22 protein-coding genes are annotated in these 25,228 nt (G+C 33.4%); 3 read left to right on the top strand and 19 right to left on the bottom strand.

The features are described from left to right. Nucleotides 1-43: 43 nt before the first annotated feature. Genes AC4FQX_RS07910 through AC4FQX_RS07895 form a run of 4 tightly spaced genes read right to left on the bottom strand, consistent with a single transcriptional unit; the run spans nt 44 to nt 4,414 of the window. Complete coding sequence (locus AC4FQX_RS07910; protein WP_491167138.1) at nt 44-1,156, bottom strand: efflux RND transporter periplasmic adaptor subunit; 1,113 nt, start codon at nt 1,154-1,156, stop codon at nt 44-46. Nucleotides 1,157-1,199: 43 nt separating this feature from the next. Further along, nucleotides 1,200-2,471: an ABC transporter permease gene (locus AC4FQX_RS07905; RefSeq protein WP_491167137.1), complete on the bottom strand. Its 1,272-nt coding sequence runs from the start codon at nt 2,469-2,471 to the stop codon at nt 1,200-1,202. 1 nt (nt 2,472) lies between these two features. Further along, nucleotides 2,473-3,720 (bottom strand): ABC transporter permease, encoded by a 1,248-nt coding sequence (locus tag AC4FQX_RS07900; RefSeq protein ID WP_491167136.1) that lies wholly within the window; start codon nt 3,718-3,720, stop codon nt 2,473-2,475. Next, on the bottom strand, nt 3,713-4,414 hold the full coding sequence (locus tag AC4FQX_RS07895; protein WP_491167135.1) for an ABC transporter ATP-binding protein: 702 nt from the start codon (nt 4,412-4,414) through the stop codon (nt 3,713-3,715). Before AC4FQX_RS07895 ends, AC4FQX_RS07900 begins: the two co-directional genes overlap by 8 nt. A gap of 284 nt (nt 4,415-4,698) precedes the next feature. On the opposite strand from AC4FQX_RS07895, the gene AC4FQX_RS07890 reads away from it, so the two are divergent. The 3 genes from AC4FQX_RS07890 (at nt 4,699) to AC4FQX_RS07880 (ending at nt 7,170) form a co-directional block, all read left to right on the top strand. After that, entirely contained in the window at nt 4,699-6,090 is a 1,392-nt protein-coding gene (locus tag AC4FQX_RS07890) for a DUF4403 family protein (protein WP_491167134.1), read from the top strand. Nucleotides 6,091-6,506: 416 nt separating this feature from the next. Beyond that, the gene (locus tag AC4FQX_RS07885; protein WP_491167157.1) at nt 6,507-6,962 is read left to right on the top strand and encodes a carbohydrate porin; all 456 of its coding nucleotides are present in this window, start codon (nt 6,507-6,509) and stop codon (nt 6,960-6,962) included. Next, on the top strand, nt 6,949-7,170 hold the full coding sequence (locus tag AC4FQX_RS07880; RefSeq protein ID WP_491167133.1) for a hypothetical protein: 222 nt from the start codon (nt 6,949-6,951) through the stop codon (nt 7,168-7,170). The genes AC4FQX_RS07885 and AC4FQX_RS07880 overlap by 14 nt, the downstream gene beginning before the upstream one ends. A 42-nt stretch (nt 7,171-7,212) precedes the next feature. Here the strand turns inward: AC4FQX_RS07880 and AC4FQX_RS07875 are convergent, their stop codons facing one another. The 15 genes from AC4FQX_RS07875 to AC4FQX_RS07805 all read right to left on the bottom strand — a co-directional run bounded on the left by AC4FQX_RS07875 (nt 7,213) and on the right by AC4FQX_RS07805 (nt 24,915). Then, the gene (locus AC4FQX_RS07875) at nt 7,213-7,857 is read right to left on the bottom strand and encodes a formylglycine-generating enzyme family protein (RefSeq protein ID WP_491167132.1); all 645 of its coding nucleotides are present in this window, start codon (nt 7,855-7,857) and stop codon (nt 7,213-7,215) included. 17 nt (nt 7,858-7,874) lie between these two features. After that, the gene (locus AC4FQX_RS07870; protein ID WP_491167131.1) at nt 7,875-8,081 is read right to left on the bottom strand and encodes a hypothetical protein; all 207 of its coding nucleotides are present in this window, start codon (nt 8,079-8,081) and stop codon (nt 7,875-7,877) included. Nucleotides 8,082-8,120: 39 nt separating this feature from the next. Next, nucleotides 8,121-8,660 (bottom strand): DUF420 domain-containing protein, encoded by a 540-nt coding sequence (locus AC4FQX_RS07865; protein ID WP_491167130.1) that lies wholly within the window; start codon nt 8,658-8,660, stop codon nt 8,121-8,123. A gap of 2 nt (nt 8,661-8,662) precedes the next feature. After that, nucleotides 8,663-9,289 (bottom strand): SCO family protein, encoded by a 627-nt coding sequence (locus AC4FQX_RS07860; protein WP_491167129.1) that lies wholly within the window; start codon nt 9,287-9,289, stop codon nt 8,663-8,665. 36 nt (nt 9,290-9,325) lie between these two features. Next, nucleotides 9,326-9,961 (bottom strand): hypothetical protein, encoded by a 636-nt coding sequence (locus tag AC4FQX_RS07855; RefSeq protein ID WP_491167128.1) that lies wholly within the window; start codon nt 9,959-9,961, stop codon nt 9,326-9,328. Nucleotides 9,962-10,042: 81 nt separating this feature from the next. After that, nucleotides 10,043-10,396, bottom strand: coding sequence for a cytochrome C oxidase subunit IV family protein (locus tag AC4FQX_RS07850; protein WP_491167127.1), 354 nt, complete (start codon nt 10,394-10,396; stop codon nt 10,043-10,045). A gap of 24 nt (nt 10,397-10,420) precedes the next feature. Next, on the bottom strand, nt 10,421-11,398 hold the full coding sequence (locus AC4FQX_RS07845) for a cytochrome c oxidase subunit 3 (RefSeq protein WP_491167126.1): 978 nt from the start codon (nt 11,396-11,398) through the stop codon (nt 10,421-10,423). Between the two features lie 43 nt (nt 11,399-11,441). Next, a complete protein-coding gene (locus AC4FQX_RS07840; protein ID WP_491167125.1) occupies nt 11,442-12,026 on the bottom strand; it encodes a cytochrome c oxidase subunit 3 in 585 nt (194 codons plus the stop codon). Nucleotides 12,027-12,034: 8 nt separating this feature from the next. After that, nucleotides 12,035-12,937: a heme o synthase gene (gene cyoE / locus AC4FQX_RS07835; RefSeq protein ID WP_491167156.1), complete on the bottom strand. Its 903-nt coding sequence runs from the start codon at nt 12,935-12,937 to the stop codon at nt 12,035-12,037. A gap of 100 nt (nt 12,938-13,037) precedes the next feature. After that, nucleotides 13,038-13,781, bottom strand: a complete 744-nt coding sequence (deoC, locus tag AC4FQX_RS07830; RefSeq protein ID WP_491167155.1) for a deoxyribose-phosphate aldolase — start codon at nt 13,779-13,781, stop codon at nt 13,038-13,040. A gap of 105 nt (nt 13,782-13,886) precedes the next feature. Beyond that, nucleotides 13,887-14,264: a VanZ family protein gene (locus AC4FQX_RS07825; RefSeq protein WP_491167124.1), complete on the bottom strand. Its 378-nt coding sequence runs from the start codon at nt 14,262-14,264 to the stop codon at nt 13,887-13,889. After that, a complete protein-coding gene (gene gcvH / locus AC4FQX_RS07820; protein ID WP_491167123.1) occupies nt 14,257-14,637 on the bottom strand; it encodes a glycine cleavage system protein GcvH in 381 nt (126 codons plus the stop codon). The genes AC4FQX_RS07825 and gcvH overlap by 8 nt, the downstream gene beginning before the upstream one ends. 68 nt (nt 14,638-14,705) lie before the next feature. Continuing rightward, nucleotides 14,706-21,905: a T9SS outer membrane translocon Sov/SprA gene (sov, locus tag AC4FQX_RS07815; protein WP_491167122.1), complete on the bottom strand. Its 7,200-nt coding sequence runs from the start codon at nt 21,903-21,905 to the stop codon at nt 14,706-14,708. Between the two features lie 27 nt (nt 21,906-21,932). After that, nucleotides 21,933-22,514, bottom strand: a complete 582-nt coding sequence (gene ruvA, locus AC4FQX_RS07810) for a Holliday junction branch migration protein RuvA (RefSeq protein WP_491167121.1) — start codon at nt 22,512-22,514, stop codon at nt 21,933-21,935. A 118-nt stretch (nt 22,515-22,632) separates the two neighbouring features. Continuing rightward, nucleotides 22,633-24,915 carry an NADP-dependent malic enzyme gene (locus tag AC4FQX_RS07805; protein WP_491167120.1) on the bottom strand — a complete coding sequence of 761 codons (2,283 nt, stop codon included), beginning with the start codon at nt 24,913-24,915 and terminating at the stop codon, nt 22,633-22,635. Between the last annotated feature and the right edge of the window lie 313 nt (nt 24,916-25,228).

Here is a 25,228-nt window from a genome sequence, read left to right as displayed (position 1 = left end):
TTATTATTGATAGACACTAATGGTATATCAGTGAAAAATTATTTTATTTTTTAGCTTCAATCGGTTTTACCTGATTCCACACCTTAATCTTGTCCTCTTTAGAAATTCCTTTCTTTATTTCGACATAGATTCCATCACTAACACCTAACTCTACCGGTCTTTTTTCAAACTGCTGCTCCCCTTTCATAATTTCCACAAAAGGTTTTTGCGTTTTTTCATCAAACTGAATCAGTGCTTCTTTTATTGCCAGTACATTATCCACTTTTGCTAATATAACAGATGCATTTGCGCTGAGTCCAGCACGAATAAATGTATTATCGCTGTTTGTCAGACTTCCTTTTATTTCAAACTGAACCGCTCCGTTCTCTGCAACTCCTTTTGGAGCAATATAATCTAATACCGCATCAAATTTTTTATTCTCTATGGCACCGACTGTAATCTCTAACGGCAAATTTAACTTAATTTTACCAACTTCTGACTCATCTAGCTTTCCTTTAAATATCATTTTATTCACATCGGCTAAACTAGCAATGGTTGTACCTTCATTAAAGTTATTACTTTCAATCACCTGATTCCCCACTTTTATCGGAACATCCAGAACCATTCCGGAAACCGTGGACTTTATTAGCGTATTCGCAGCACTGGAAAGCCCCTTGGAAGTTCCCGTTTTGACAATCTCAGAGTTCTGCAATGCTGAATTATAACTCTGAACAGCCTGTTTATATTTTACTTCTGTTCCCTCAAACTCATTGGCAGAAATAACCCCTTTATCAAATAATGTTTTCTGACGACTGTATAGTTTTTTCTGGTTCTCCAGTTCAATACGCGCACTTTCTACCTGATTCTGAGCATTACTGAGGTTAGATATATTTGGCACTACTCTAATCCTCGCCAGCATATCTCCGGCTTTTACATATCCTCCTGCCTCAACATATACTTCTTCTACAATACCTGAAATATTCGGTTTAATCAACACTTCCTCTTTTGGTACAATACTCCCTGTGGCTACTGTATTTTTAGTAATAGATTTAATTTCTGCTTTTTCAGTTTCATAAACAATCGGAGATTGTTTGTTTTTCTTATACAAATAATATAAAGCGCCTGTGAAAACAAGCACTAATAAAATCAAAATCGTGATAGTAACTCCTTTTTTCATAAACTTATGATTGAATGATTTATTTCTGTTTTTCTGTTCTTAATTATTCTGTTCTTAAAGCATCAACCGGTTTTATTTTAATAGCGGTTTGTGCAGGTATAAAACCAGCAAACAATCCTGACAATATCAAAATAAACAAAGCTGTAAACACTACTCCCAAATCGACACTCGGATTTACAAACATCATATCTCCTGCTGTATCTATTTTAGCTAATTTATAATTGACGATCCATAAAACGCCAGTTGCTAACACAATTCCGATCATACCGGCAATTATCGTTAGTACAATAGATTCCATTAATATTTGTGATCTTATAGCCCACGGAGTGGCTCCTAATGCCCTGCGAATCCCGATTTCGTTTGTTCGTTCTTTTACTACAATCAGCATAATATTAGTTATACCGATAATTCCTGATAACAGAACGAGAACACCTACGAAATAAGCAATTGCTTTTAGTATAGCAAATAATCCATTTACTTTATTAAACTCTTCATACAAATCGAAATTACCGATTGCTCTCTCATCTTCCGGATGTACATTATTCCTCAGTTTCATCAATGCAACAATATCTTTTTTAATATCAGTTATCGAAGTACCGTCCGCTGCTGTAATTGCCATCCACCCTACTTTTTCTCCATAATTGAAAGCCTGCTGAAAAGTTGTAAAAGGAGTGTAAGCCTGTTTTTTATTCTCTTCGGGGTTTCCTCCCATTTTAGAATTATTACGAAAAACACCAACCACCATAAAATTTACTCCACTTACTTTTACATAGGTTCCTAATACGGATTCGTTCTTATTATATAATCCCTGAACAATACCTTCTCCAATAACAATTACTTTTCTCTTCTGCTCTATGTCTGTATGATTGATAAACCTCCCTTCCAATATTGTCATAGGTTGCTGCAATATATATTCCGGATAATCTCCTAAAATAGTATAGGCACCTGTTTTAATCCCTCTTACTATGTTATTTGTACCCTGATAATTCCCTTCAAGCTCATTGCGGGGAGATACATACTTTAAATTCGGAATTTCTCGTCTAATTGCTTCTACATCTCCATTACTAAAATTAAATCGTCTTCCCTGCGGTAATCCTTTATAGGGTTTTGATGTTGAGCTGGTCCACATAAACATCGAATTAGTCGACATTCCTGAGAATCCTCTTTTTACACCGTTCTCCAGTCCGCTACTTGCTGCAAGCAGAATTACCAGAATAAAAATCCCCCATAACACTCCAAAAGCAGTTAATGCCGTCCTAAAAGGATTTGCTGATAACGCTTCAAATATTTCTGACCATTTATCTCTATCCAACATATTATTCGTCTCTTAATGCAATTATAGGTTTAATTTTTGCTGCTCGATATGCCGGGAAGAAACCCGCTAAGGCTCCTGCCACAATCAAAATAATAAGTGTAGTAACCGCTACATTGAAATCAACTTCCGGATTAGTAAAAAACTCACTCTGAATCTGCGGTCCTATCAGTTCAAGTAATAATAAACTCATAATCAGACCAAAAAATCCGGCAACAGTGGTTACAAAGATAGATTCATGCAAAATCATTGTAATAATAGAAATAGGAGGAGCTCCTAAGGCTTTTCGGATTCCAATTTCCTTTGTACGCTCTTTAACAATGATCAGCATAATGTTACTAACCCCCACAACTCCAGCAATAATAGTACATATCCCAACACCCCAGAAAAACCACCGGATCATATTATTAAGATCATAGAACTTTTTTACCTCTTCTAAAGAATTGTAAATAAAGATCCCTCCTTCGTCATCCGGAGCAATGGTATGTGTCTGTCTGAGCATATCACCCAATCCTTTTTTAAAATACTCAGATTCTGCAACAACATCCTCAAATGCTTCTCTTTTTTTTAAAGTATAGGTCAGAGTCCTTACTTTATCTGCGGCACTAAACGCTCTTTGTGTAGTTGTTATCGGAAGGAAAATCTTTGCTTCCTCCCGTTCCCCTCCAGGATCGGAGAATACCCCTACTACTTTATAAATTACTCCGGCAACAGTAATCAGTTTTCCGATTGGATCTTCTCCATGTTTAAAAAGATCCATTTTTACTTTATTCCCTATTACCGCTCTTTTTTCAAAATTCTGTATATCAGACAAATTAAGAAATCGTCCTTCTACCAGCTTGGCGCTTTCTATAAACAGATAATCAGGATAAATACCATCTACCCTGTATGTTCCCGTTTCTTTACCATAAGAAGTGATTCCACTCCACACGCCATATATAGGCGATTTTAAATCCAAATTGTCCGAAAACATTCTGACAGACCTATCATAATCCTGATTACGAAACTGAATTTCTCTTCCTGCATTTAAACCTTTATAGGCTTTGCTTGTCGGGGAGGTCCAGACCATGACTAAATTCGCAGCATCATTCGCAAACTGATTTTCAATACCATTTTGCAAACCTCTTCCTGCTCCTAATAAAATCACGAGAATAAAAATCCCGGATGCTACTGAAATCCCGGTCAAAACTGTTCGGAGTTTATTTTTGGATATCGCTTCAAATATCTCCTGCCATCTTTCTAAATTAAACATAGTCTGAAGCTCTAACTTGGTTTACAGCTCTGTCATCTATGATTAATCCGTCTTTCAGATTTACGATACGTTTTGTCATTTCAGCAATATCAGGTTCATGAGTCACAATCAAAATTGTTTTTCCTTCATCGTTAATTCCCTGAATCAGCTCCATTACCTCATATGAGGTTTTAGTATCAAGAGCTCCTGTTGGCTCATCTGCCAGTAATACTTTAGGATTTGAAGCCAATGCTCTGGCTATTGCTACACGCTGTTTCTGTCCTCCTGACATCTCATTAGGTAAATGGTGGGACCATGGAGCTAATCCTACTTTTTCAAGATAATGCATTGCGATTTCATTTCGTTCTTTTCTTTTTATTCCCTGATAATAAAGAGGCATTCCGACATTATCTAATGCACTTTTATAATTAATCAAATTAAATGACTGGAATATAAATCCTAAAAATTGATTTCGATAACGGGAAGCGATCGTTTCATTTAGATTTTTTATGGGTACTCCATCTAAAATATAACTTCCGGAATTAGCTTCGTCCAATATCCCTAATATGTTTAACAAAGTTGACTTTCCGGAACCCGAAGATCCCATAATAGAAACTAATTCTCCTTCTTTTACCTTAAAATTAATTCCTTTAAGAACCTTCAACTCTGTTTTCCCTGTCTTATAGGATTTTTGCAGATCATTTATTTCTATCATAATTTTAGTATTTAAAAACAATAACATTCAGAAATATCAATTACTGAGGTTCATTTGTGCATTTCTCTCAGCATATTAATAATTAGACTCTAAATATATCAATTTGTTACAGTTTATATTAAATTTTAATATGATTTATACGTTCCGTTTCTGTTAATTATAAAGTTTCCTTATTTTTCTAGCTTCTTACTATCAGAAAAACTCTTTTAATAAAGAATATACATAGTAGTGAACAATCCTTATTTTTATTACTTTTACTATATAAAATTCTATCTAATATTATAATGAAATTAAAGTATACTCTACTGACAATAAGTTCGTTCATCATCTTATCCAGTTGTTCTACAAGTCAAAAAATAGCTACTTTAAAACCGGAACCGGAAGATGTTACTCCTTATGCTTTTGAATCAAAAACATCTTTTATAAGTATGCCGATATCTATTAAATTAAAAGATATTGCTACCCAAACCAACCGAATTTTAAATGGTTTGATCTATGAGGATAATAATATTACAGATGATAATATAGAAATGAAAATCTGGAAACAAGGACCTGTTGTTATTAATGAAGAAAAGGGAAAAATAAAAACAACACTACCTCTTAAAATTCTTGCAAAGGTTCGATACGGAACCTCTGCTTTAGGAATATCAATGTATGACACCCGGGAAATAACAATGAACGGAACAGTTACTTTATTAAGCGATATCGGACTTACAAACTGGCAATTACATACTACTACTAATTTAAAATCTCTTGACTGGCAGGAGAGCCCTTCCGTTAACATTGCAGGACAAAATGTAATGATTACGTATCTGATTAACCCTGCAATACGATTGTTCAAATCTAAAATAGAAAAGAGTATTGATGATGCCATTAAGAAATCAATGGACTTTAAACCAAATGTACTTGATGCTCTAGAAAAAGTAAGTACTCCGGTTCAGATGAGTGAAGCTTATGATACCTGGTTAAGAATTGTTCCAATTGAAGTGTATGCAACAAATGCAGAACTTAAAAAAGATATGATCTATATGAACATGGGGCTAAAATGTAGTATGGAAACCTATATCGGAAAAGAACCCCGAAACGGCTTTAACCGGAATAAAATACTTCTGAAACCTGTAAATAAAATGCCGGACAAAATTAATGCTAATATTGCAGCCGTTTCTACTTATGCGGATGCTTCTAAAATCATAAACAAAAATTTTCAGGGGCAGGTATTCGGTTCCGGAGGTAAAAAAGTAACAGTTCAAAAGGTGGATATATGGCAAAAAGACGGAAAAATGATCATTGCTCTGGATCTTACAGGAAGTCTGAACGGAACTATTTATTTAGCAGGTTTTCCTCAGTATAATAATGAAACCAAAGAGATTTATTTCGATCAGCTGGATTATGTACTTGACACTAAAAACAAACTAATCAAAACAGCTAACTGGCTGGCTCAAGGTTATATTCTGAGAAAAATACAGGAAAGCTGCCGCTATTCTATAGTACCAAATTTAGAAGAAGGGAAACAAAATATGCTTCCTTATCTTAATAATTATTCTCCCATGCCAGGAGTATTTATTAACGGAGCGATAGAAGATATAGAATTTCAGAGAATTCAGTTAACAAACAGAGCTATTGTCGCTTTTTTAAATGTAAAAGGAAATGTAAAAGTTACTATTGACGGATTGTAATTTAATTAATAGTTTGTGTGAGAAGTAAAATGTATTTTGTAAAATGCGATGTCAGAGAATAGTTGTTGGTAGTTGATTATTGAATTACTCCGCTAACTTTCAGACTTTCGACTTAGTTAGTCACTCTGCTAATAACTGTGAACCTTTATTGCTTTGAACCTTTGCAATTTTAAGACTTTAAAACTTTTGACCTGTTAGCAACCCTTTCACTTTTTACTTCTCAGATTTTACAAGCACCCTATTTATTAGATATTTTGCATAAAAACAGTTAAGTTTATATATTATTTTCCAAAACATATTTGCCTTTTGGGAAATATATTTATAATAAAAATGGATTATGAATGAACCAGCCTTTCACAGATGTTTTTTCTAGCAGCTCTTTTGGTTTATTCCCTACTTTATCACTTAATTAGCCTCTGGCAAACTATCCGATAGCAGGATTAGGATTATCTATAACTTATGAACCCATCAAAAATCTAACGATACTGAGTTCTGTTTTTAACGGTAGAGTTTCAAATCTGGAAAACGATCGTCATAACTTAAAATGGAGATTAAGTCCCCGTAATGATGGCATTTTATCCATAACAGAAATAAAATATACGGCAAAAAAAGAAGAAATAACATCGGCTACCTATGGGTTGGGTTTTGCCTTTCATAGTCAGAATTTTAAAGCGATATATGGTGAAGGAACTTACAGTGAAAACTATTGTTTTTATATGTACGGAGAAAAAGATTTTTACAGAAATCAGAACAAAAATGCAGGCGTATTTGCACAAGCATCATTTACTCCGAAAAACAGAAACTTAGGATATAATTATTTTAGTTTAGGATTAATTGCAAATGGTTTTCTTTCTAAAAGTGGAGACAGATAAGACTGGTATAGCGTTAACCCGATTACACTTTCAGGAAATGAATAAAAATAGTATAAATAAACATTTTGAAAATGCTACGGAAGTTTTTATGAGTTTTCAGGTCAATAAATTCATAATGGTCAAACCCACATTATACACAATCTATACTTCTTCATTGCAAACAGTTGATTATATTGGCATGCTCAGATTAAAGGTAACGTTATTATAAGCTGTTATCAATAAAATGTAACAAATCACTTTATCTATAGTCTCAGATGTTTTTTGCAATTCTAAAACCCAAATCATCTATTCTAAAATTTAAAGGATGACTTCTTCTTCTATTCGTTGACATAATACCCCGTTCATCATCACTCCATCCCCCACCTCTAAGAATTCGATAAGAGCCATATACTGTTTCATCATAAACGTCTGAACACCATTCCCAAACATTTCCTAACATATCATAAAGTCCCCAAGAATTTGGTTCTTTTGTTCCGACTTCATGAGTTCTTTGTTCTGAATTAACTTTATACCAGGCTATTTTATCTATTTCCCCATATCTTATTCCTGTTTTTCCTGTTTTACATGCAAATTCCCATTCTGCCTCTGTTGGCAATCTAAAACCGTTCTTTGTAATATCAAAGGTTATATCTTTATCTTCTCCAAAAAAATAGCATTCATCTAATCCATTTAATTTGGATAATTTATTACAGAAAAGAACAGACTCTTTCCAGGTTACATTTTCAACAGGCAGGTTTTCTCCATAAAACCCACTTGGGTTTTCGTTCATTATCTCATAATAGATTTTTTGAGTTACAAGATATCTACTGATCATGAAAGGATTAATCTTTACTATCCATTTTTTATTGATTCTGTCATCGCGCAGTTCAATTTCACCGGATAGAATCTTTATCATTAAGTTGCTTATAGAAATCATTTGTTTTTTCTCATTCTGTAGATCGTATATCCAATAGCTGCAACTAATATATAAGGGATCGCCATTAAATAAACGATTCCGTCATTAACTGCTTCTCCTTTAATCCCTCCCTCTTCTGTTTCTAGAACAGCACGACACATCGCACACTGTGCATTTGCGTTTAATGTAACAAGGAAAATTATTACTGATACTAAATATTTCATTGTATTTTTATTTAAGTTAAGATAACATCTTATCTTTTCTTATACATAATATGGAGAAATCATAAGATAAACTATCACTCCTGTTATTGCAACATAAAGCCATAAAGGAAAAGTAATTCTGGCTATTTTACGATGTTTTTCAAAGTTTTTCGCAAGTGCTTTAACATAAGTAATCAAGACAAAAGGAATGATTATGACAGATAAAACAATATGTGTAATTAAAATAAAGAAATAAACATATCGTATTACTCCTTCTCCTCCAAAAGTAGTAGAATCAGATGTCATATGATAGGCAACATACATTACCAAAAAGGCTACAGAAAGTGCGATTGCTGTTTTCATTAGATTTTCATGTAGCTTTAACTTTTTGTTCTTTACTGCCCATAATGCCATTATCAGAAGAACTGCCGTAATCCCATTTATTGTAGCATAAATTGGAGGTAAAAAAGATAACGGTTTAACATTAAAACCAAAATCATTTAGTTTTACTTTAAATAAAACCGCTACGGCTAAGGGAATCACAACGGATAACACAACAATCCATTTATTATATTTTTTTTCTAATGCATTACTTTCCATAACTATTCTTCTAATAAAATTTTAATATCCTGTTTTAACATTTCAATTCCTTTATCTTCTAATCCATCGTAATATACTATCGGATTACCATTCTCATCAAATCGACAGCGAATATTACCTTTTTTATCAACTAAAGCAAATAATCCTGAATGTTCAAATCCTCCTTCTGCTTTACTGTTCTCTCCTGCATACAGATTGAACCCTTGCATTGCAAGGTTATAAATATAATTTTTATCTCCTGTCAGAAAATGCCAATTATAAGATTTTACTCCCAGATCATCCGCGTGTTTTTTTAATACCTCAGGAGTATCGTACTCCGGATTAATGGTAAAGGAAGCTATTCCGAATTTTGGGTTTCCATAAAAATGACTCTGAAGAAGAATCATATTCTTATTCATAATCGGGCAAATAGAAGGACAGGTAGAAAAGAAAAATTCTACAACATATACTTTGCCCAGATAATTTTTATTAGAAATAGTTTTATTATTCTGGTCGGTCAGTTCAAACTTTGGTGCAGGTCCTACTTCAAAAAGATCTGATTTCTGAAATTTTACAACAATTTTTGGAACTACCCATATTCCAAAGATCAAAACGATAAATGATATTCCTATATATGATTTATTTTTCATTACTGTAGTTTTTATAATTAAAAGAAGAAACAAAAACTATATTTCTCTCTTTTTATGCCCTTTTAAAGCTAAACGATATTCTGCTAAAATAATTTTCACATCATCCATCATTATATTGTTCAAATCTGCCGGAGAAGTGGTATTATAACCTTCATTATATTGTTTCTCTCCTTTTCGTCCTCTCAGGTTTCGTTCTTTATCAACAATAAAAACATTAGGAGTTGCTTTCCTATCATTCAGCTTACCTACTAGTTTAAGATCGTCATAATAAACCTGTATCTCTTCTGGTGTAGCAAACACAAACAACCAACGGGAAACATCTGTAAAACCTTCTAATTTAGCTAAAAGCTGTCTTGCCTGCTCTTCTGTCCCTAATGGTGCGATCATTACAAACTGAAAATCATTAAATTCATAATATCTTTTATATATCTTCTGATTCAAGTTAAAAGCATTCCCTCTATTCTCAAGTAAATCAGTCCCCATAAAACCGAGAATAGTGATCTTATCATTCAGTGTTACTTTCCTACCATCTAAAGAAGTCCATTCATCTATATCTTTTAAATCGGGAGTAACAATAGGCAGTCTTACAAAATGATTCACTCCTGAAGCAAAGAAAATATAAGCAACAATAGGCAATATAAATAACGAAGCAAGAACAATAAATTTTTTCATTTTTTCAGATGTCTTTAATAAATTACAAAAATAAAAAAAGACGGTAGTATACCGTCTTTTTATTGATGTTTTAACATGGAATTAGAAAATCCATTTTATTGTTGAAGTATTTAATACATCAAAAACATAAGTACCTTCTAGTAATAAAATAAATACCAGATAAATAATTAAGAATACTGATGTCGCGACGATCATCCATTTCAGGCTTGATCTTTCTCCTTCCATGTGCATAAAAGCCCATACAATATAATATGCTTTAACAATTGTCAATATAATAAATAACCAGTTTAATAAACTCAAATGTAAAAATGAGTGTAAGAATAAAAAATCCGGTTTAAATATACCAAAAATCACTTCAACGATAGTGATTATTGATAATAGTCCAAAAACAAACCAAATTCTTTTGGCATTAGATTCATGTGCTGTATGTTCCATAATATATGTTTTAAAAAGAATAAATTATACTAAGTAGAAGAATGTAAATACGAACACCCAAACTAAATCGACAAAGTGCCAGTATAGCCCTACTTTTTCAATCATTTCATAACTTTTTCTTCTTTCATAAGTACCTATAAGTACATTAAAGAAAATGACAATATTTAATATTACTCCGATTGTTACGTGAAAACCGTGGAAACCTGTAATAAAGAAAAAGAAATCAGCGAATAATTTATTTCCGTATTCGTTTCTCACAAGATTTGCCCCTTCTACAACATAAGTAACATCCTGTAATCTTTTTAGAGATTCTTCTCTTGTAAGTATTGTTTTTGTTTTATCTTTTGTTAAGAACTCTGTTCTTACTAAAACCTCAGGATGAGCTTTGAAACCTTCTACTACTTCTTCAATAGTATAAGATGCTACCGGGGCTGTTTTTGTAAACCAGATTCCTTTGTTTCTTGAATCATTAACACGTTCATGAGGGATTGAAGCAGCAAAGTCTCCTAAAGCAACTCTTGTCCCGTCTGTAGTAACAAACTGAAGAATGCTTCCTCCTTTTGTTTCTACTGCACCATATTCACCTTTAATGAAATTTTTCCACTCCCAAGCCTGAGAACCCAAGAATATTAAACCTCCTAAAATTGTCAGAAATAAATAGATTGTCACTTTGCTTTTCTTCATCTGATGACCGGCATCAACTGCCAATACCATTGTTACTGAAGAAAAAATCAAAATAAATGTCATAAACGCAACATAATACATTGGAGCGTCTACTCCATGCATAAAAGGAAAGTGGTTAAATACCTCATCGGCGATTGGCCAAATCTCAGCAAATTTAAACCTTGAAAAACCATAACCAGCTAAAAATCCGGAAAAGGTCAGAGCATCTGACAAGATGAAAATCCACATCATCAGCTTACCATAACTTGTTCCCATTGGCTCGGTTCCGCCGCCCCAAGTCTTATTTTCAGTACCTGTATTAGTAACTGTAGCTCCCATAAAAGTATATTAGTTAAAAAGTTCTCAAATTTACGTTTTTTTCTTATCTAAAGAAATATAAAAACAAAAACAAATAAACCCATAAAAAATCAAGAAAGTGCCAAAACATCGCACCTAACTCAATTCCAAGGTTTTGTGTTGAATTATATTTTTGTTTAAAATGATTATAAATTATAATCAGAATAGATATTAAGCCTCCGAAAAGATGGGCTAAGTGCATTAACACTACTATATAAAGAAATGAAGTTGTAACTGTACTTTCACTTCCTGTAAAAAAATAATTCTGTTCTACAACCTGTCCAAACCCGACAAACTGTAACACAACGAAAATTATCCCGAGTACTAATGTAAGTAATAAAAACAAAGTTGTTTTATTTCTTTCATCTTTTCTGATCATTTTTTTTGCCATGTGAAAAGTAAAACTACTAGCAAGAATCACAAAAGTACTGATAACAAATGCGGATGGTAGTTTAAAATCATTCAGCCAATCCGGTCTGGATTTACTCACAACATAAGCACTTGTTAAACCTGCAAACATCATTGCTATACTAATCATAGCAAACAATAGAATCATCTTATATGATCTTTCTGTTTTTTCTTTATACTGTTGATCTGCACTAATTTCCATCTCCATAATTATCTTAAAAATTTATCCAACACATATACTATTTGTAATAATGTAATATAAGAAACACTTACTAACATCAGTGTTCTTGCTGCTTTAGCTGTTCTTAACCTATATAGTCTTGTACCGTAATAAAGCATCCATAACCCCAGTAAAAAAACAATTACTGCAGAAATCGGTGTAATATATAACCTTGCTGTATACCCAAATACAGGAAATACAGAAACAACAATTAACCAGATAGTATACAGAATGATCTGTAACGCTGTTACTTTATCCTTTTTCCCTGTTGGTAGCATGAAAAACCCTGCTTTCTCATAATCATTATACAGAAACCAGCCTATAGCCCAAAAGTGAGGAAACTGCCAGAAAAACTGTATCATAAACAATGTTCCTGCCTCAATACCAAAATCATTGGTAGCAGCTACCCAACCTAACATAAATGGAATAGCTCCTGGAATAGCTCCAACAAAAACAGATAATGGCGTAACTGTTTTTAAAGGCGTGTAAACACTTGTATATAAAAAAATCGAAATAGCACCGAACATTGCTGTTTTAGGATTGATATTATATAAAATAACAAGACCTGTAACAGTCAATATACAAGCTAAAATAAATGCATTTGTTGGCGATACTTTTTTTGAAGGGATTGGACGATTTTTGGTTCTATCCATCAATTTATCTAAATCTCTTTCAATAATCTGATTAAATACATTTGATGCTCCTACCATACAATAACCACCAATAGCAAGCATCAGTAAAATCTTCCAATTTAAGCCTGACAAATCATAAACACCTAGCAAATAACCTGCAATAGATGAAAAAACAACACTAACAGCCAGTCTGGCCTTAGTGATTTCTTTAAAATCAGTGAAGATCGTTTTTAGAGAAAAAGTATTTACAGAAGTATTCAATGCTGTTTTCATTAGATTTTTAAAAACTCGTGCAAAGATACTCTAAAAAAGTTTTTTTCAAAACTCTCTTAAAGTAATTCACACATTAAACTTTTAAAAATTAATAACCTCCGGCAGCAATTCCTCCGTTAGCAATCTCTTTAGCTGAAGATGTTCCTATTCTTTTTACTCCTAATTTAATCATTTCTACTGCTTCTTCATAAGTTCTTACTCCTCCGGCTGCTTTTACAGGTAAAGGAAAAGAATTTTCCAGCATCAGAACGATTGTTGGAACTGTAGCTCCATTTGGCAGACCTCCTTCTGTTTTATAAAACCCTGTTGATGATTTTACAAAAACATCTTTATAGGATTCTTCTTTGAAGTTTGCAACAACTACATTTTTTATAAGAGAAGTTAACTGAACAATTTCATGGTCAGTCAATGCTGCCACTTCAATAATCCATTTAACAACTTTATTATTGGACAAACCGAATTGTGTACAAAGTAAAACTTCATTTTTTACCTTATCAATTTCTCCTTTTTTAAAAGCTTCATAGTCCACAACATAATCTAACTCATCTACACCATCTTTGATCGCTTGTTCTGCTTCTGCTATCTTCTCTTTTACATCTGATTTTCCTTCCGGAAAATCTATAACCGTCCCAACGACAACTTTTGAATTTGCTTCAGTTATCATTTTTTTTCCCGTAGATACCATATCCGGTCGGATCATAATTAATTTAAAATCCTCTTCTATGGCTTCTTTGATAAAGCCTGTTACTACTTTCTTATTCTCATCATAAGTTAAACCAGCCTGTTCTGCTGTCTTTAGATAAGTCGAGTCTAAATATTGTTTTATTTCCATAGTTGTAAAATTAAAAATCCCACAGAATGCAGGATCCATTTATTTTGAATTTATTTTAAAGTTAAAGAAATGGGCACAAAGATCACTTCTTTAACTTTAAATTTTCTACTTTGATTTCTTCCAGTTATAATAACCTATTATTAACAACACGGCACATATGCTGCCTGTTGTATTTGCAATAACATCTTTAATATCTCCTGATCTGCTTGTTGTACATAACAACTGGAAAAACTCCATCGTTATACCATAAAAAATGGCTGCTATACATGAAATAAAAAGCGCTTTTTTATTCAATCCTTTTGAATTACTGGTTCTAAAACACAAATACCAGGTAATTGTAAATAAAAAATAAAAAATAAAATGTACTAATTTATCAATATTTGGAATTCCGACACTTGGAACATCGCTAGAGCTTATTAGACTTAGAATTGTAATAACAATTGTCCAGAATATAGCTATCCAAAAATATCTTTTTTTAAGCACCAATCAATTCTTTATAAGCTTCACTAGATAAAAGTCCTTCTAGTTCTGAAGATTCGGAGATTTTTACTTTTATCATCCAACCTTCTCCATAAGCATCTGAATTTACTTTTTCAGGATCACTTTCCAGACTATCATTAAACTCAACTATTTCACCTGAAAGAGGTAAGAATAAATCAGAAACTGTTTTTACAGCTTCTACTGTTCCGAAAACTTCGTCTTTAGCTAATGTCTGATCAAGTGTTTCCACTTCAACATAAACAATATCTCCTAATTCTTTCTGTGCGAAATCTGTAATTCCGACAGTTGCAATGTCTCCTTCAATACTAACCCACTCGTGGTCTTTTGTGTATTTTAAATTGGCTGGTATATTCATTTTTTTGGTTGTTTACTTAATTTTAGCAAATATATATCTTACTTTCTTAAATCTAAAATCTTTATTGATTAATTTCCAAAGTTATACCTCAGTGTAAATCCTCCCCTGATATTCGTTATCGGAAACGAAGTAGATATTACAGCTTTAGAGAATGAATGATCATAGTAGAAAATTGCAGTTAAATTTTTACTAAATGAATAGTCCGCTGTTATTTTTAATGACCATATATTTTGTCCGCCTCCTAGCTGATTATTATCATAATCTAAATACCTTACTATTGTCTCACTTTTTCTTAATGACAAATCTCCTCTTATATTAATATCACTTTTAATCGTATTTGTCGGATTATCTGCTAATGTAGAATTAATAACTACATCTTTAAATCGATATCCCACACCAACTACATATTCAAATCCTTTTACTTCTGTTAAAAGATTATTATCAAAACTCATTGATAAAGCACGATCTTTCTTGAGCTCCGCTAAAAATTTAAAGGAATTCTTCATTTCAAAATCCACTCTTAATAAAGGATTAAACTGTTCTACCAGATTAATATTTGAAATAATCGTTTTATTCAGAAAATTTCCTCCTGCATCTAATCCATTTGGATTCTGATCATAATCCAGATTAGACCTGAACTGATTAATTGTATAAGATGCTCTGTAATCATGTTGTAAAGAAAAACGTTTAAAAATATCTTTAAAGAACTGATACCTCATTAATCCGGTATATTTTATACTCCAGTTTGGTATCGGTACATTTCTGAAAGCTCCTAATGAAATACCGGAAGCGCTTGACCCTGAATAAGCAGCTAAGAAAGAAGGTAACAGAACCGCCTGACTGTTCTTACCGAATCCTACCGGGAATCCCTGTGCATCAACCGGGAAAGCAGTTGTTCCATAATGATTAGTTGCTAAACGATTTGCGATAGTCAGTCTGTTACTTCTCATTTCATCAAAAGCAGCGGAAGAATTCTGGTCACTTTTACTAAAAGAGGTTTTTATTAAAACTGTTGAAATAGAGAAATTTCCGGAAGTGTAAGGAGCTCTTGAGTTATACACCCCATTTGTTATATCATACTGCTCAGAGAAGCTCTCTGAATAATTTCTGTCGGCAGACAAATCTATTTTTAGATCAGGAAATAAATCCACCTGAGCAGTTACATTCAGCAATTTGTTGGTAACCTTAGTAAAGTTCTGGTTAAAATCCGGATAATTTGTCAGCCATCCTTTTTTAGCTGCCTCATATCGAACATCTGACTGACTACCGAATATGAAACCTAATGACGGCTTAGAAGACCCTAAAAAACCGATACTTGGCAAATATCCCGGTAAAACAGTACCGTTATTCTCCGTATAGTTAACCTGAATATTCTTAATACTTGTTACTACTCCGATCAGACCATTGAAAAATACATTCCCTTCAGTATCCTGCTGAGCATTATTTTTTGCTATTCGTTGTCCTGGTAAAGGTTGTGCGTTTTTATTCGCATCTTTCCGGAAACTACGGGATTTCTTTTGTTTGATCAAACCTATGTATTTATAGAATATATCCATATTTAAAGAGGTATTCAATCTGTGAGAATTAGCATTCTGAATTGTATTTCCTAAATTATAAAAAATACCATCTGACCCCTTAATATTAGACATTTGTAAAGAAGAACGTTGCCAGTTATAATCTGAAGTATAAGAATAGGTTGATTTAACAAAAGCCAACGCAGGTATCTTATTGATAGGAATATCATAATTCATTACCAGCTGTTGCATATGCTGATTAGGATCTCCTACGTTCCAGTAATCATCCCAGATTGTAAAACTATCTATCGGATCTCCATTACCATCCAGATAATTACGAACGATATTGCTTGTAGAAGCGGTATAATTGAATCGTAATGATTTAGAGAAGTTATAATTGAATCCATACTGATAGTTGAACATATAATTTCTTCTGTACAATGGTGCTAATCCAATTCCTTCTACATCAATCTGCCTGAACTGCTGCTTATTAAACTGTCTTATAATATTCGTATTGAATGTAAGGTTTGAAGGCAGATAATTAAAGTTAAAATCACTTAGTAATTTCCAGTAACTACTTTTCTTCATGAATTTTGTCTTACTAAAAGGCTCAATCGGTTTTGGATCAAAACTGTAACTATAATCAATAGTAGTACGTAATTGCTGATCTACTAAGCTTTCTACTTCAAAATCATGATGTTCTATCTCATTGAATGAATAAGATAATGTCAGATTTTCCGGGTCATAAATTCTTGTTTTCTGTTCCGCTCCTCTTTCTTTTCTTACCCCAATAAAGTTAATACTTTTTGTTTTTGTATAATCAATTGCTCTGTCTTTCAGATTTGCTTTCTCTACAGGATCTGCCGTAACACTAATCAGCTGGTTTAACTTTATATCTTCATTAAAAGGATCATATTCAGGTGTTATCGTTTCTTCACCAATTCCATAATTAAAAGGTAAGTTGATCCCCCATTTTTTAGGTAATAATTTCCCTATATTAAGATTTGTAACAAGATTATATTGTTTTACATCTTCCCTGCTTCTTTCATTTGGTCCCTGCTCAATGGAACCAAAACCGATAGTACTCATTCTTCCGGTAGCAGAAATAGTTGCAAGATCTGCAAAATTTGTATCCATATTCGCCACTGCAGCCATACCTCCTTTATTATTCATCCCGGCAAGACGCAATTCATCAAACCAGACTTCTCCACGAATTTCTTTTGTGTAATTGTTTTTTAAACCCAGCATCATGGTTCTTACATAGCCAAAATTAGGATTCCCTTTTACACCTATTCGCAGTTTATTTGATTTATTAGCCAGAGAACGATCTAATTCATCTTCATACTTATAAAAAATTCCATCTGCCGGTAAAGTAGTAGGATCAACACTCATTGCTAAAATCTTTATCTGTGTTAATAAAGACATTTTCAAATCAATCTCATTATCTTCCGGCCATATATCAGTATCTATAGTTGCGCCTTCTGCAGTAACTTTTAACGGAATCTCCACCTGATAAAAGTTTTGTGTAAAATCATTACCAAATCGAATAAAAGCAATCATCTGATCATTCAGTAAAGGAGAAGTTTCTCCATTTGGACTTGATGCAGACATTATTGGTAAAGATTCTGCGTGCAGGAACATCTTTAAACGGTTAAACTGACGCATATCCATATTCAGACTTTTGAACACGGCTCTTGAATCATTTGGTTCAAGACCTCCGAGACCCGGCAATACTGCTTCTTTTTTGTAAACTCTTAAAGACAAAGACTGTTCGTTCTGATTAATAATGCTGTTATTATTATATAACTGTTCTCTTCTAACTCCCGGAGGCATCACATAGCGTATAGGAACTCTGTTCCCATTCTCTTGAATATTTACAGACAGAACATCAAAACCGGTATTATCATCCGCTACGTTTTGATCTGAAGGATCTAATGTATTTGTATATCTTCTCCATTCTCCACGAACCAGATCTAAAGCACCAAAACGCAAAGTGGTCTGTTCTTCAAAACCAGTCATAAACATTCTCATAAACTGAATAGATCGGAAATCGGAAATATCCCCTTCGCGATTTTCATCAGTTGCATCCATGATCGGAATCTTGAACTGAATCCAACGTGCACGCACAATTTCACTATTCGGAGCTTTAGCAGAGGTTAGTCTGATATCGGACACATACTTATCTCCTATTGCCATTGACGGCTTAATATCAACACTAAATTTATAATACGCATTAATAGTATTCATCGTATTATCTCTGTTAATATCTTCCACATCAGGCAAGGTTGTTGATCCTCTGTTATTATTAGAAACATTTACAGGTGAATTCCCCTGTAATCCATTATAGTTCTTATATCTCTGAATAACATCTCCCTGAGCGCTTAAAAAATATTCATAATTATCTGCTGCGGGATCTGCTAATCCTGCAAACTGTGGGAAAAGCTGTGCTTCTTCAGCGTCTGTAAGTCCGTTTAAACCTAAATCCTGAGCCGCTCTGTTACCTTCATTGGTATCAAATGCATAGATCAGAGACTGAGACATTGGCACTTTACCCCACTGTGTTGTAATTGTATTTTGATTTGTTCCGTCTACAGGTAATCCGTTTTCATAGAATTTCTTACCGTCTTTCAGAACATCTTCGGATATCTGACCTAAGTTAAAAACCAGTTTACCACCCTGACTGCTCGGAGTTGCCGGATTATCAGGATCATTTTCGTTTCCATAATAAGGATCCATTACCCAAAACTGAATATACTCAACATTGGACTGCTCAAAATTGGTTGAGTTTACTGATCTCATAATACCTCCCCAGTTATTACCAACACCAATAGTCGGCAAATCATTTCCGTTTGCAAGCGTATTAAAGTTGTAAGGTCCTCTTTCTTTAGGATAATACGTTAAATCCAAAGTAGGAACTACTGTAGATTGTCCAATAGCAATATCAGTTACAGGATACAACTCTTCACTATAAATCCTCCTTGTTCTGTTATAAGACAGATCAGCAGTGGAAATACCGGATGGTCTCTGACTATAGAAAGTCGGATCAATTGTATACCATGATAATTTTGCTCTTTTAAAACCGGATTCTAAATCTGCATCTGATTTTTCTCCTCCAAAACCGATAGGTGCACTTGCTAAACTCCAGGCAAAAGGAGAACGCATATCAATAGTGGTTTGTGAACCTTCAAAATCATCTACATAAATCGTTGCCTCTCCGTCAAACTTGGTTGCTTTTGGAACATCGGGTTTTAAATAAGCAATCTCTCCTCTAAAAGAAAAATTAGAAGGAACATCTGTATCCATATTAGGAAGCTTATTTACCAATCTTGTAAAGAAGGGTACTTCCGTCGAGAAGTTAGTATTAAAACCATAAATACTATTATTAACAGATTCTTGTCCGTAATTTGATTTCTGAGTAAGAGGTTTTTCAGTCATTTTAAGAAAAGTAGCTCCTACTAAAAATTTATCTGAAAATTTATGTTCAATATTAATCCCAGCAAATCTTCTGACTTGTTGTCCAAAAACAGAGTTATTCTCAAGAGAAATCTCAATTGGTGTATTTGATCCCTGAAGCGCCGGATCAATGATCTGTACCCTACCCAACTGATAATTGACTGTATAATCAACACCTTCTAGTAAAACTCTTCCTCCTGCTGTTACTCTTACTGATCCTTGTGGCACATTGAATGCACCAATAGCAATACCATCACCATTAGTAGATTTGAATTTTCCTTTTAATTCAAATTTATTCTTATCCGTATCCTGTAATGCTGCGGTCTGAGTAGTTCTATACATTTGCCTGAATACATACTTCTTCTGATTTGGGTTATAAGAAGCTGTATTATCATAATCTTCACCTACTGCATTAGGAGGCGATAATTTTTTGAATAAATGTTTACCAAAAGGCTCTACTGTTGTAAAGATCAATCTACCATTTTGTACATCTACTGTTACTCCCGGAATAAAATCAAAAAAACCGTCTCCTCCTTTTTGAGGATCATTATTATAATTTAATCGATCTACATTGAAGACTTTTAACAACGGTGTTTGTGCTACATCATCTGGTAACTGAGTTCCTGCAACCGGATTAATATAATTTAAAGGGGAAGGGTCCGAATAAACAATATTAAATCTGAATCCCTCCTGTTCTAATTGATAACCTCCGGGAATCTGATAAATATTTTTCATCATCAGATTCCATATCGGTTTATTTACATTCGTTAAATTACTCTTCAATAATTTTAAGACTAGACTTTGAGTAATAACAGTTTGATCCTGCTGACCTCCATTATCTACAACTGTACCTTCAACACCATCTGTACCGAATTCCCCCACCTGATACACTTGCCCTCCAACAGTATATTGATAGGCAACAGCAATAACTTCATCATTTCCTAATTTCTGATTTAAAGAGATATATCCCAATTGTGGATGATAGGTGTATTCACTGGAAGCCAGTTTTCTAGCATTCTCCAGTTTTGCATAATCTATCCCTTCACTAACAGTAACTCCTGTGAAACCTGTACTCGCTGTAGATATCTGTCTGATATTACTATTCAGCAGACCACCATTACCTATCAGAGCAGGATTAAATTTATTATTAGTATTATTTGAAGGTGCATCAACCTGTCCGGTAAAGAATCCCGCCGGAATAGCTCCCAAACCAATTATTTGGGATACATCTACTTTACTTGATCTTTCTTCCCCTAAATCTTGTAATGCTACAATATTTCTAAGGCTATTATCCGTAGTATTGACTCTATTCTGTCTGTTAGTTATCCAAACCTCTATTCTCGTAATCTGTACTCTTGTATTTAAATATGGATAACTCTCTAATGCTTCATCGTATTTGTTTCTGAAATACTGGGAAAGGAAATAGTGTCTGTCTGAATCATAGTCCAATGCAAACAAGTCAAAATCTTGAATTGCCCCTCCCCCTTCTGCTGCTACTGTTCTGGTTTGCGATTTCTGTTCAGAGAAAACACCTGTAACAGTTGTTTTTCCAAACTGAAACTGAGCTTTTACACCAAATAAACTCTGTACTCCTCTGATCAATGAACTATTTAATGGTAAGCTTACATTACCAACTTCTACTTTACGTACAATAGCATCATCAGTTGGTTCATATTCCAGTTTCATTATATTCTGAAAAGCAAATGTAGACTCTGTATCATAATTAGCATTAACATCTAATCGTGTTCCTACTTTACCCTGTAGCCCTAAACTAATTCTCTGATCAAAATCAAAAGTAATACTCTTCCTATTTCTTGGTGAAAATGAAGGATTATCCTGTTTAGTGAATCGGACTCCAAGATCCATTTCTACAGAACCGGTTGGTTTAACGTCTATTGTATTCCCGCCAAATATGGTTTCAAAAAAACCTGAATTAATATAATATCTCGGTAATAAGTTTCTCTTATTTTCTTCACTACCTTCTTTTTTACCATCAATAGCGTCCAGCTTTTCTTTATAATAATTTCGCATTGATTCTTTTAATGCCAACTCCTCATATTCTTTTGGTGTGAGAATAATGGGATAGGTGATATTAAAACCATCAAATGTTTTAGTATATATATATCTGTCCGTTACAGGATCATAGGTATAAGCTTCAAGTATACTCTTAGGATTCTCTACTTTTAATTTACCAACAGAAAAACCGGTCTTAAGGCTATCCTGAACCTCTTCCTGAGCAAATACACTGAAATTAAAAAAAAGGGATAATAAAAAAACACTGCTAATGCTTATACCCTTCATTCTTTTTAAATAAAATGTTTCCAAAAGCTATAAGTTTTTTAATGCTTGTTTTATAATTTCTTCGACTGTCGCATTAGGATTTTCTCTAACAATCTTCTCAATAACTTTTTCAGCAGATTTTCTTAAGAAACCTAAAACTTCTAATGCTGATAATGCTTCTTCTTTATTTGTATTATTCTGATGGACTGAAGTCTCATCCAAATCATATACTTTTAATACTTTATCTTTCAGATCAAGAATAACACGCTGAGCTGTTTTACTTCCAATCCCTTTTATAGACTGAATTGTAGCCACATCAGCAACTGCTATAGCCTGTATAATTTGTTGTGGAGCAATGGAAGACAACATTGTTCTTGCAATATTAGCTCCAATTCCGGAAACGGATATTAATAATCTGAAAATTTCTCTCTCTGATTTTTCTACAAAACCGAAAAGAGTATGAGAATCTTCTTTTATCTGAAGATAAGTAAAGAGTTTTACACTTTCAGATTCCGGAAGTAATGAATAAGTATGTAGTGAGATATTAATGTGATAGCCAACACCACCGCAGTCAATTACGACTCCGGTTGGTGTTTTCTCTATCAATCTACCTTGTATATGTGCAATCATTTATTTAATTATCTGAATTCCCAAAAGTAACAAAAATCTTTCAGTAATCATTATAATTATATATTAACCCAAACATTAGTTAAATAGAATAAAATTTTAAGTTAAAATTTCTCCCTGTTTATTTCTTTTTTCTTTTTTCTTTTTCCTGTGCATCAACAACGGCAACAGCTACCATATTTACCATTTCTTCAACACTGGCTCTTAACTGAAAAATATGAACCGGTTTGTCCATTCCCATCATTATCGGACCGATAGAATCTATTTTATTTAATTCTTTTAGCATTTTATAAGTGATATTGGCAGACTCCAGGTTTGGAAAAATTAAAGTGTTTACCTTTTTTCCTGCCAATTTAGAAAATGGAAATCTTTCTTTCAGCATATCAGCATTCAGTGCAAAATCAGTCTGCAATTCTCCATCTATAATAAGGTCCGGATGATTTTCATGTAAATATTCTACTGCTTCTCTTACTTTAGTAGCACTTTCATGGTTAGAAGAACCAAAATTAGAAAACGAGATCATTGCAATAACAGGTTCTATTCCAAACATTTTTACTGTTCTGGCTGTTATTAAAGCAATTTTAGCTAAATCGTCTGCTGATGGATTTGGATTAATCGCTGTATCAGATAAGAACATAGGTCCTCTCTGAGTCATCATCATATTAGTTGTTGCAATTCTAGAAACACCCGGTGCTTTCCCGATCAAATGCATCATAGGTTTCACTATAGCAGGATAACTTCTTGAATAACCTGTAACCAAAGCATCTGCCTCTCCCTCATTAACCATCATTGCTGCAAAATAATTCCTCTCTCTCATCCATTTCTGAGCATCAAGTAGAGTAATCCCTCTTCTTTGACTTGATTGCCAATAACTTTCTGCGTATTTATTTCTTCTACTCTCCTCTTCTTGTGTTTTCGGATCAATAATTAGAACTTCTGTGTCAAATCCAAGTTCTTCTTTTAACCCTAAAATAGTTTCTCTGTTCCCTAATAATATTGGAAGAGCAATTCCTTCTTCCAAAACAATCTGAGCTGCTTTTAAAACATCTAAATGATCTGCTTCTGCAAAGACAACTCTTTTAGGATCTATTTTTGCTCTATTAGTCAATAATCTGACCATCTTATTATCATTACCCAGTCTTTCCAACAACTCCTCTTCATATTTATCCCAGTCAGTAATCGGATTCTGAGCCACTCCTGAATCTATTGCTGCTTTTGCAACTGCAGGGGCAACTACAGCAATCAGTCTTGGATCAAATGGTTTTGGAATAATGTAATCACGACCAAATATTAATTTCGTCTCTCCATAAGCCACATTTACCTGCTCAGGAACAGACTCTTTTGCTAAAGAAGCTAACGCTTTTACAGCTGCCATCTTCATTTCTTCATTAATTTTTGTCGCTCTTACATCAAGTGCTCCTCTAAAAATATAAGGGAACCCCAGAACATTATTTACCTGATTAGGATGATCCGACCTTCCTGTTGCCATTATAATGTCTTTTCTTGTCGCAATTGCAAGATCATAATCGATTTCCGATACCGGATTAGCCATTGCAAAAACAATCGGATTGTCTGCCATAGAAAGCAACATTTCAGGAGTCAGCACGTCTGGTCCTGATAATCCGATAAAAACATCCGCCCCTTTTATAGCGTCTACCATTGAAACACCTTTAAGATCTTTTGCGTACACTTTCTGCAGGCTGGACATTCCCGGTGTTTCTTTTGTTAAAAGACCTTTACTATTAAACATATAAACGTTTTCTTCTTTTACACCAAGAAGAACATATAAGTTCGCACAAGCTAATGCTGCTGATCCTGCTCCGGAAACAACAACCTTAACTTCTTTTGCTTTTTTACCAGCCAACTCTAAAGCATTTATCAATGCTGCAGACGAAATAATAGCTGTTCCGTGCTGATCATCATGCATTACAGGAATATCAAGCTCTTCTACTAATCTTCTTTCTATTTCAAAAGACTCGGGAGCTTTAATATCTTCCAGATTAATTCCCCCAAATGTCGGAGCTATCATTTTTACTGTTTCGATAAACTTCTCAACATCTTTTGTGTCAATTTCAATATCAAAAACATCTATATCAGAAAAAATTTTAAACAATAGTCCTTTTCCTTCCATTACAGGTTTTGATGCCTCTGGTCCGATATCTCCTAACCCTAATACAGCTGTACCATTTGTAATTACAGCAACAAGATTTCCTTTTGCTGTGTATTTATATACATTATTTACATCTTTTGCTATTTCCAGACAAGGCTCAGCAACTCCAGGTGAATATGCTAAAGACAAATCTCTCTGTGTTGCATACTTTTTAGTAGGAACTACTTGAATTTTACCAGGAGTAGGTTTTGCGTGATACAATAATGCCTCTCTCCTTTTATTTTGTTTATTCATATCTCTGTTAAAATTAATATGGAGTACAAAGGTAAAGGGATGAAGTCAACTTTAGAAATTTTTTAAGGTATTCTTTTAAAAACTTTGCGTTTTTTAATTTATTCTGAAAAACACAGGCTTCAGAAATGATTATTATAAGTATTTATTTACGATACATTTATTAAACAAAAAAGCCTTTCTTAAAAGAGAAAGGCTTTTTATAATCTATCTTAAAAATGCAAAAAATAATTTTATTACAACTAAACACTTGGTTCTATTATTTATTCTATTTCAGATATATAAACACTTTTTTAATGTAAAATTAATCCCAATC

Source organism: Flavobacterium sp. AK-301 (genome assembly GCF_058310215.1).
Note: the sequence above shows the minus strand (reverse complement) of the source record. Positions and strands in the feature narration are given on the sequence as shown.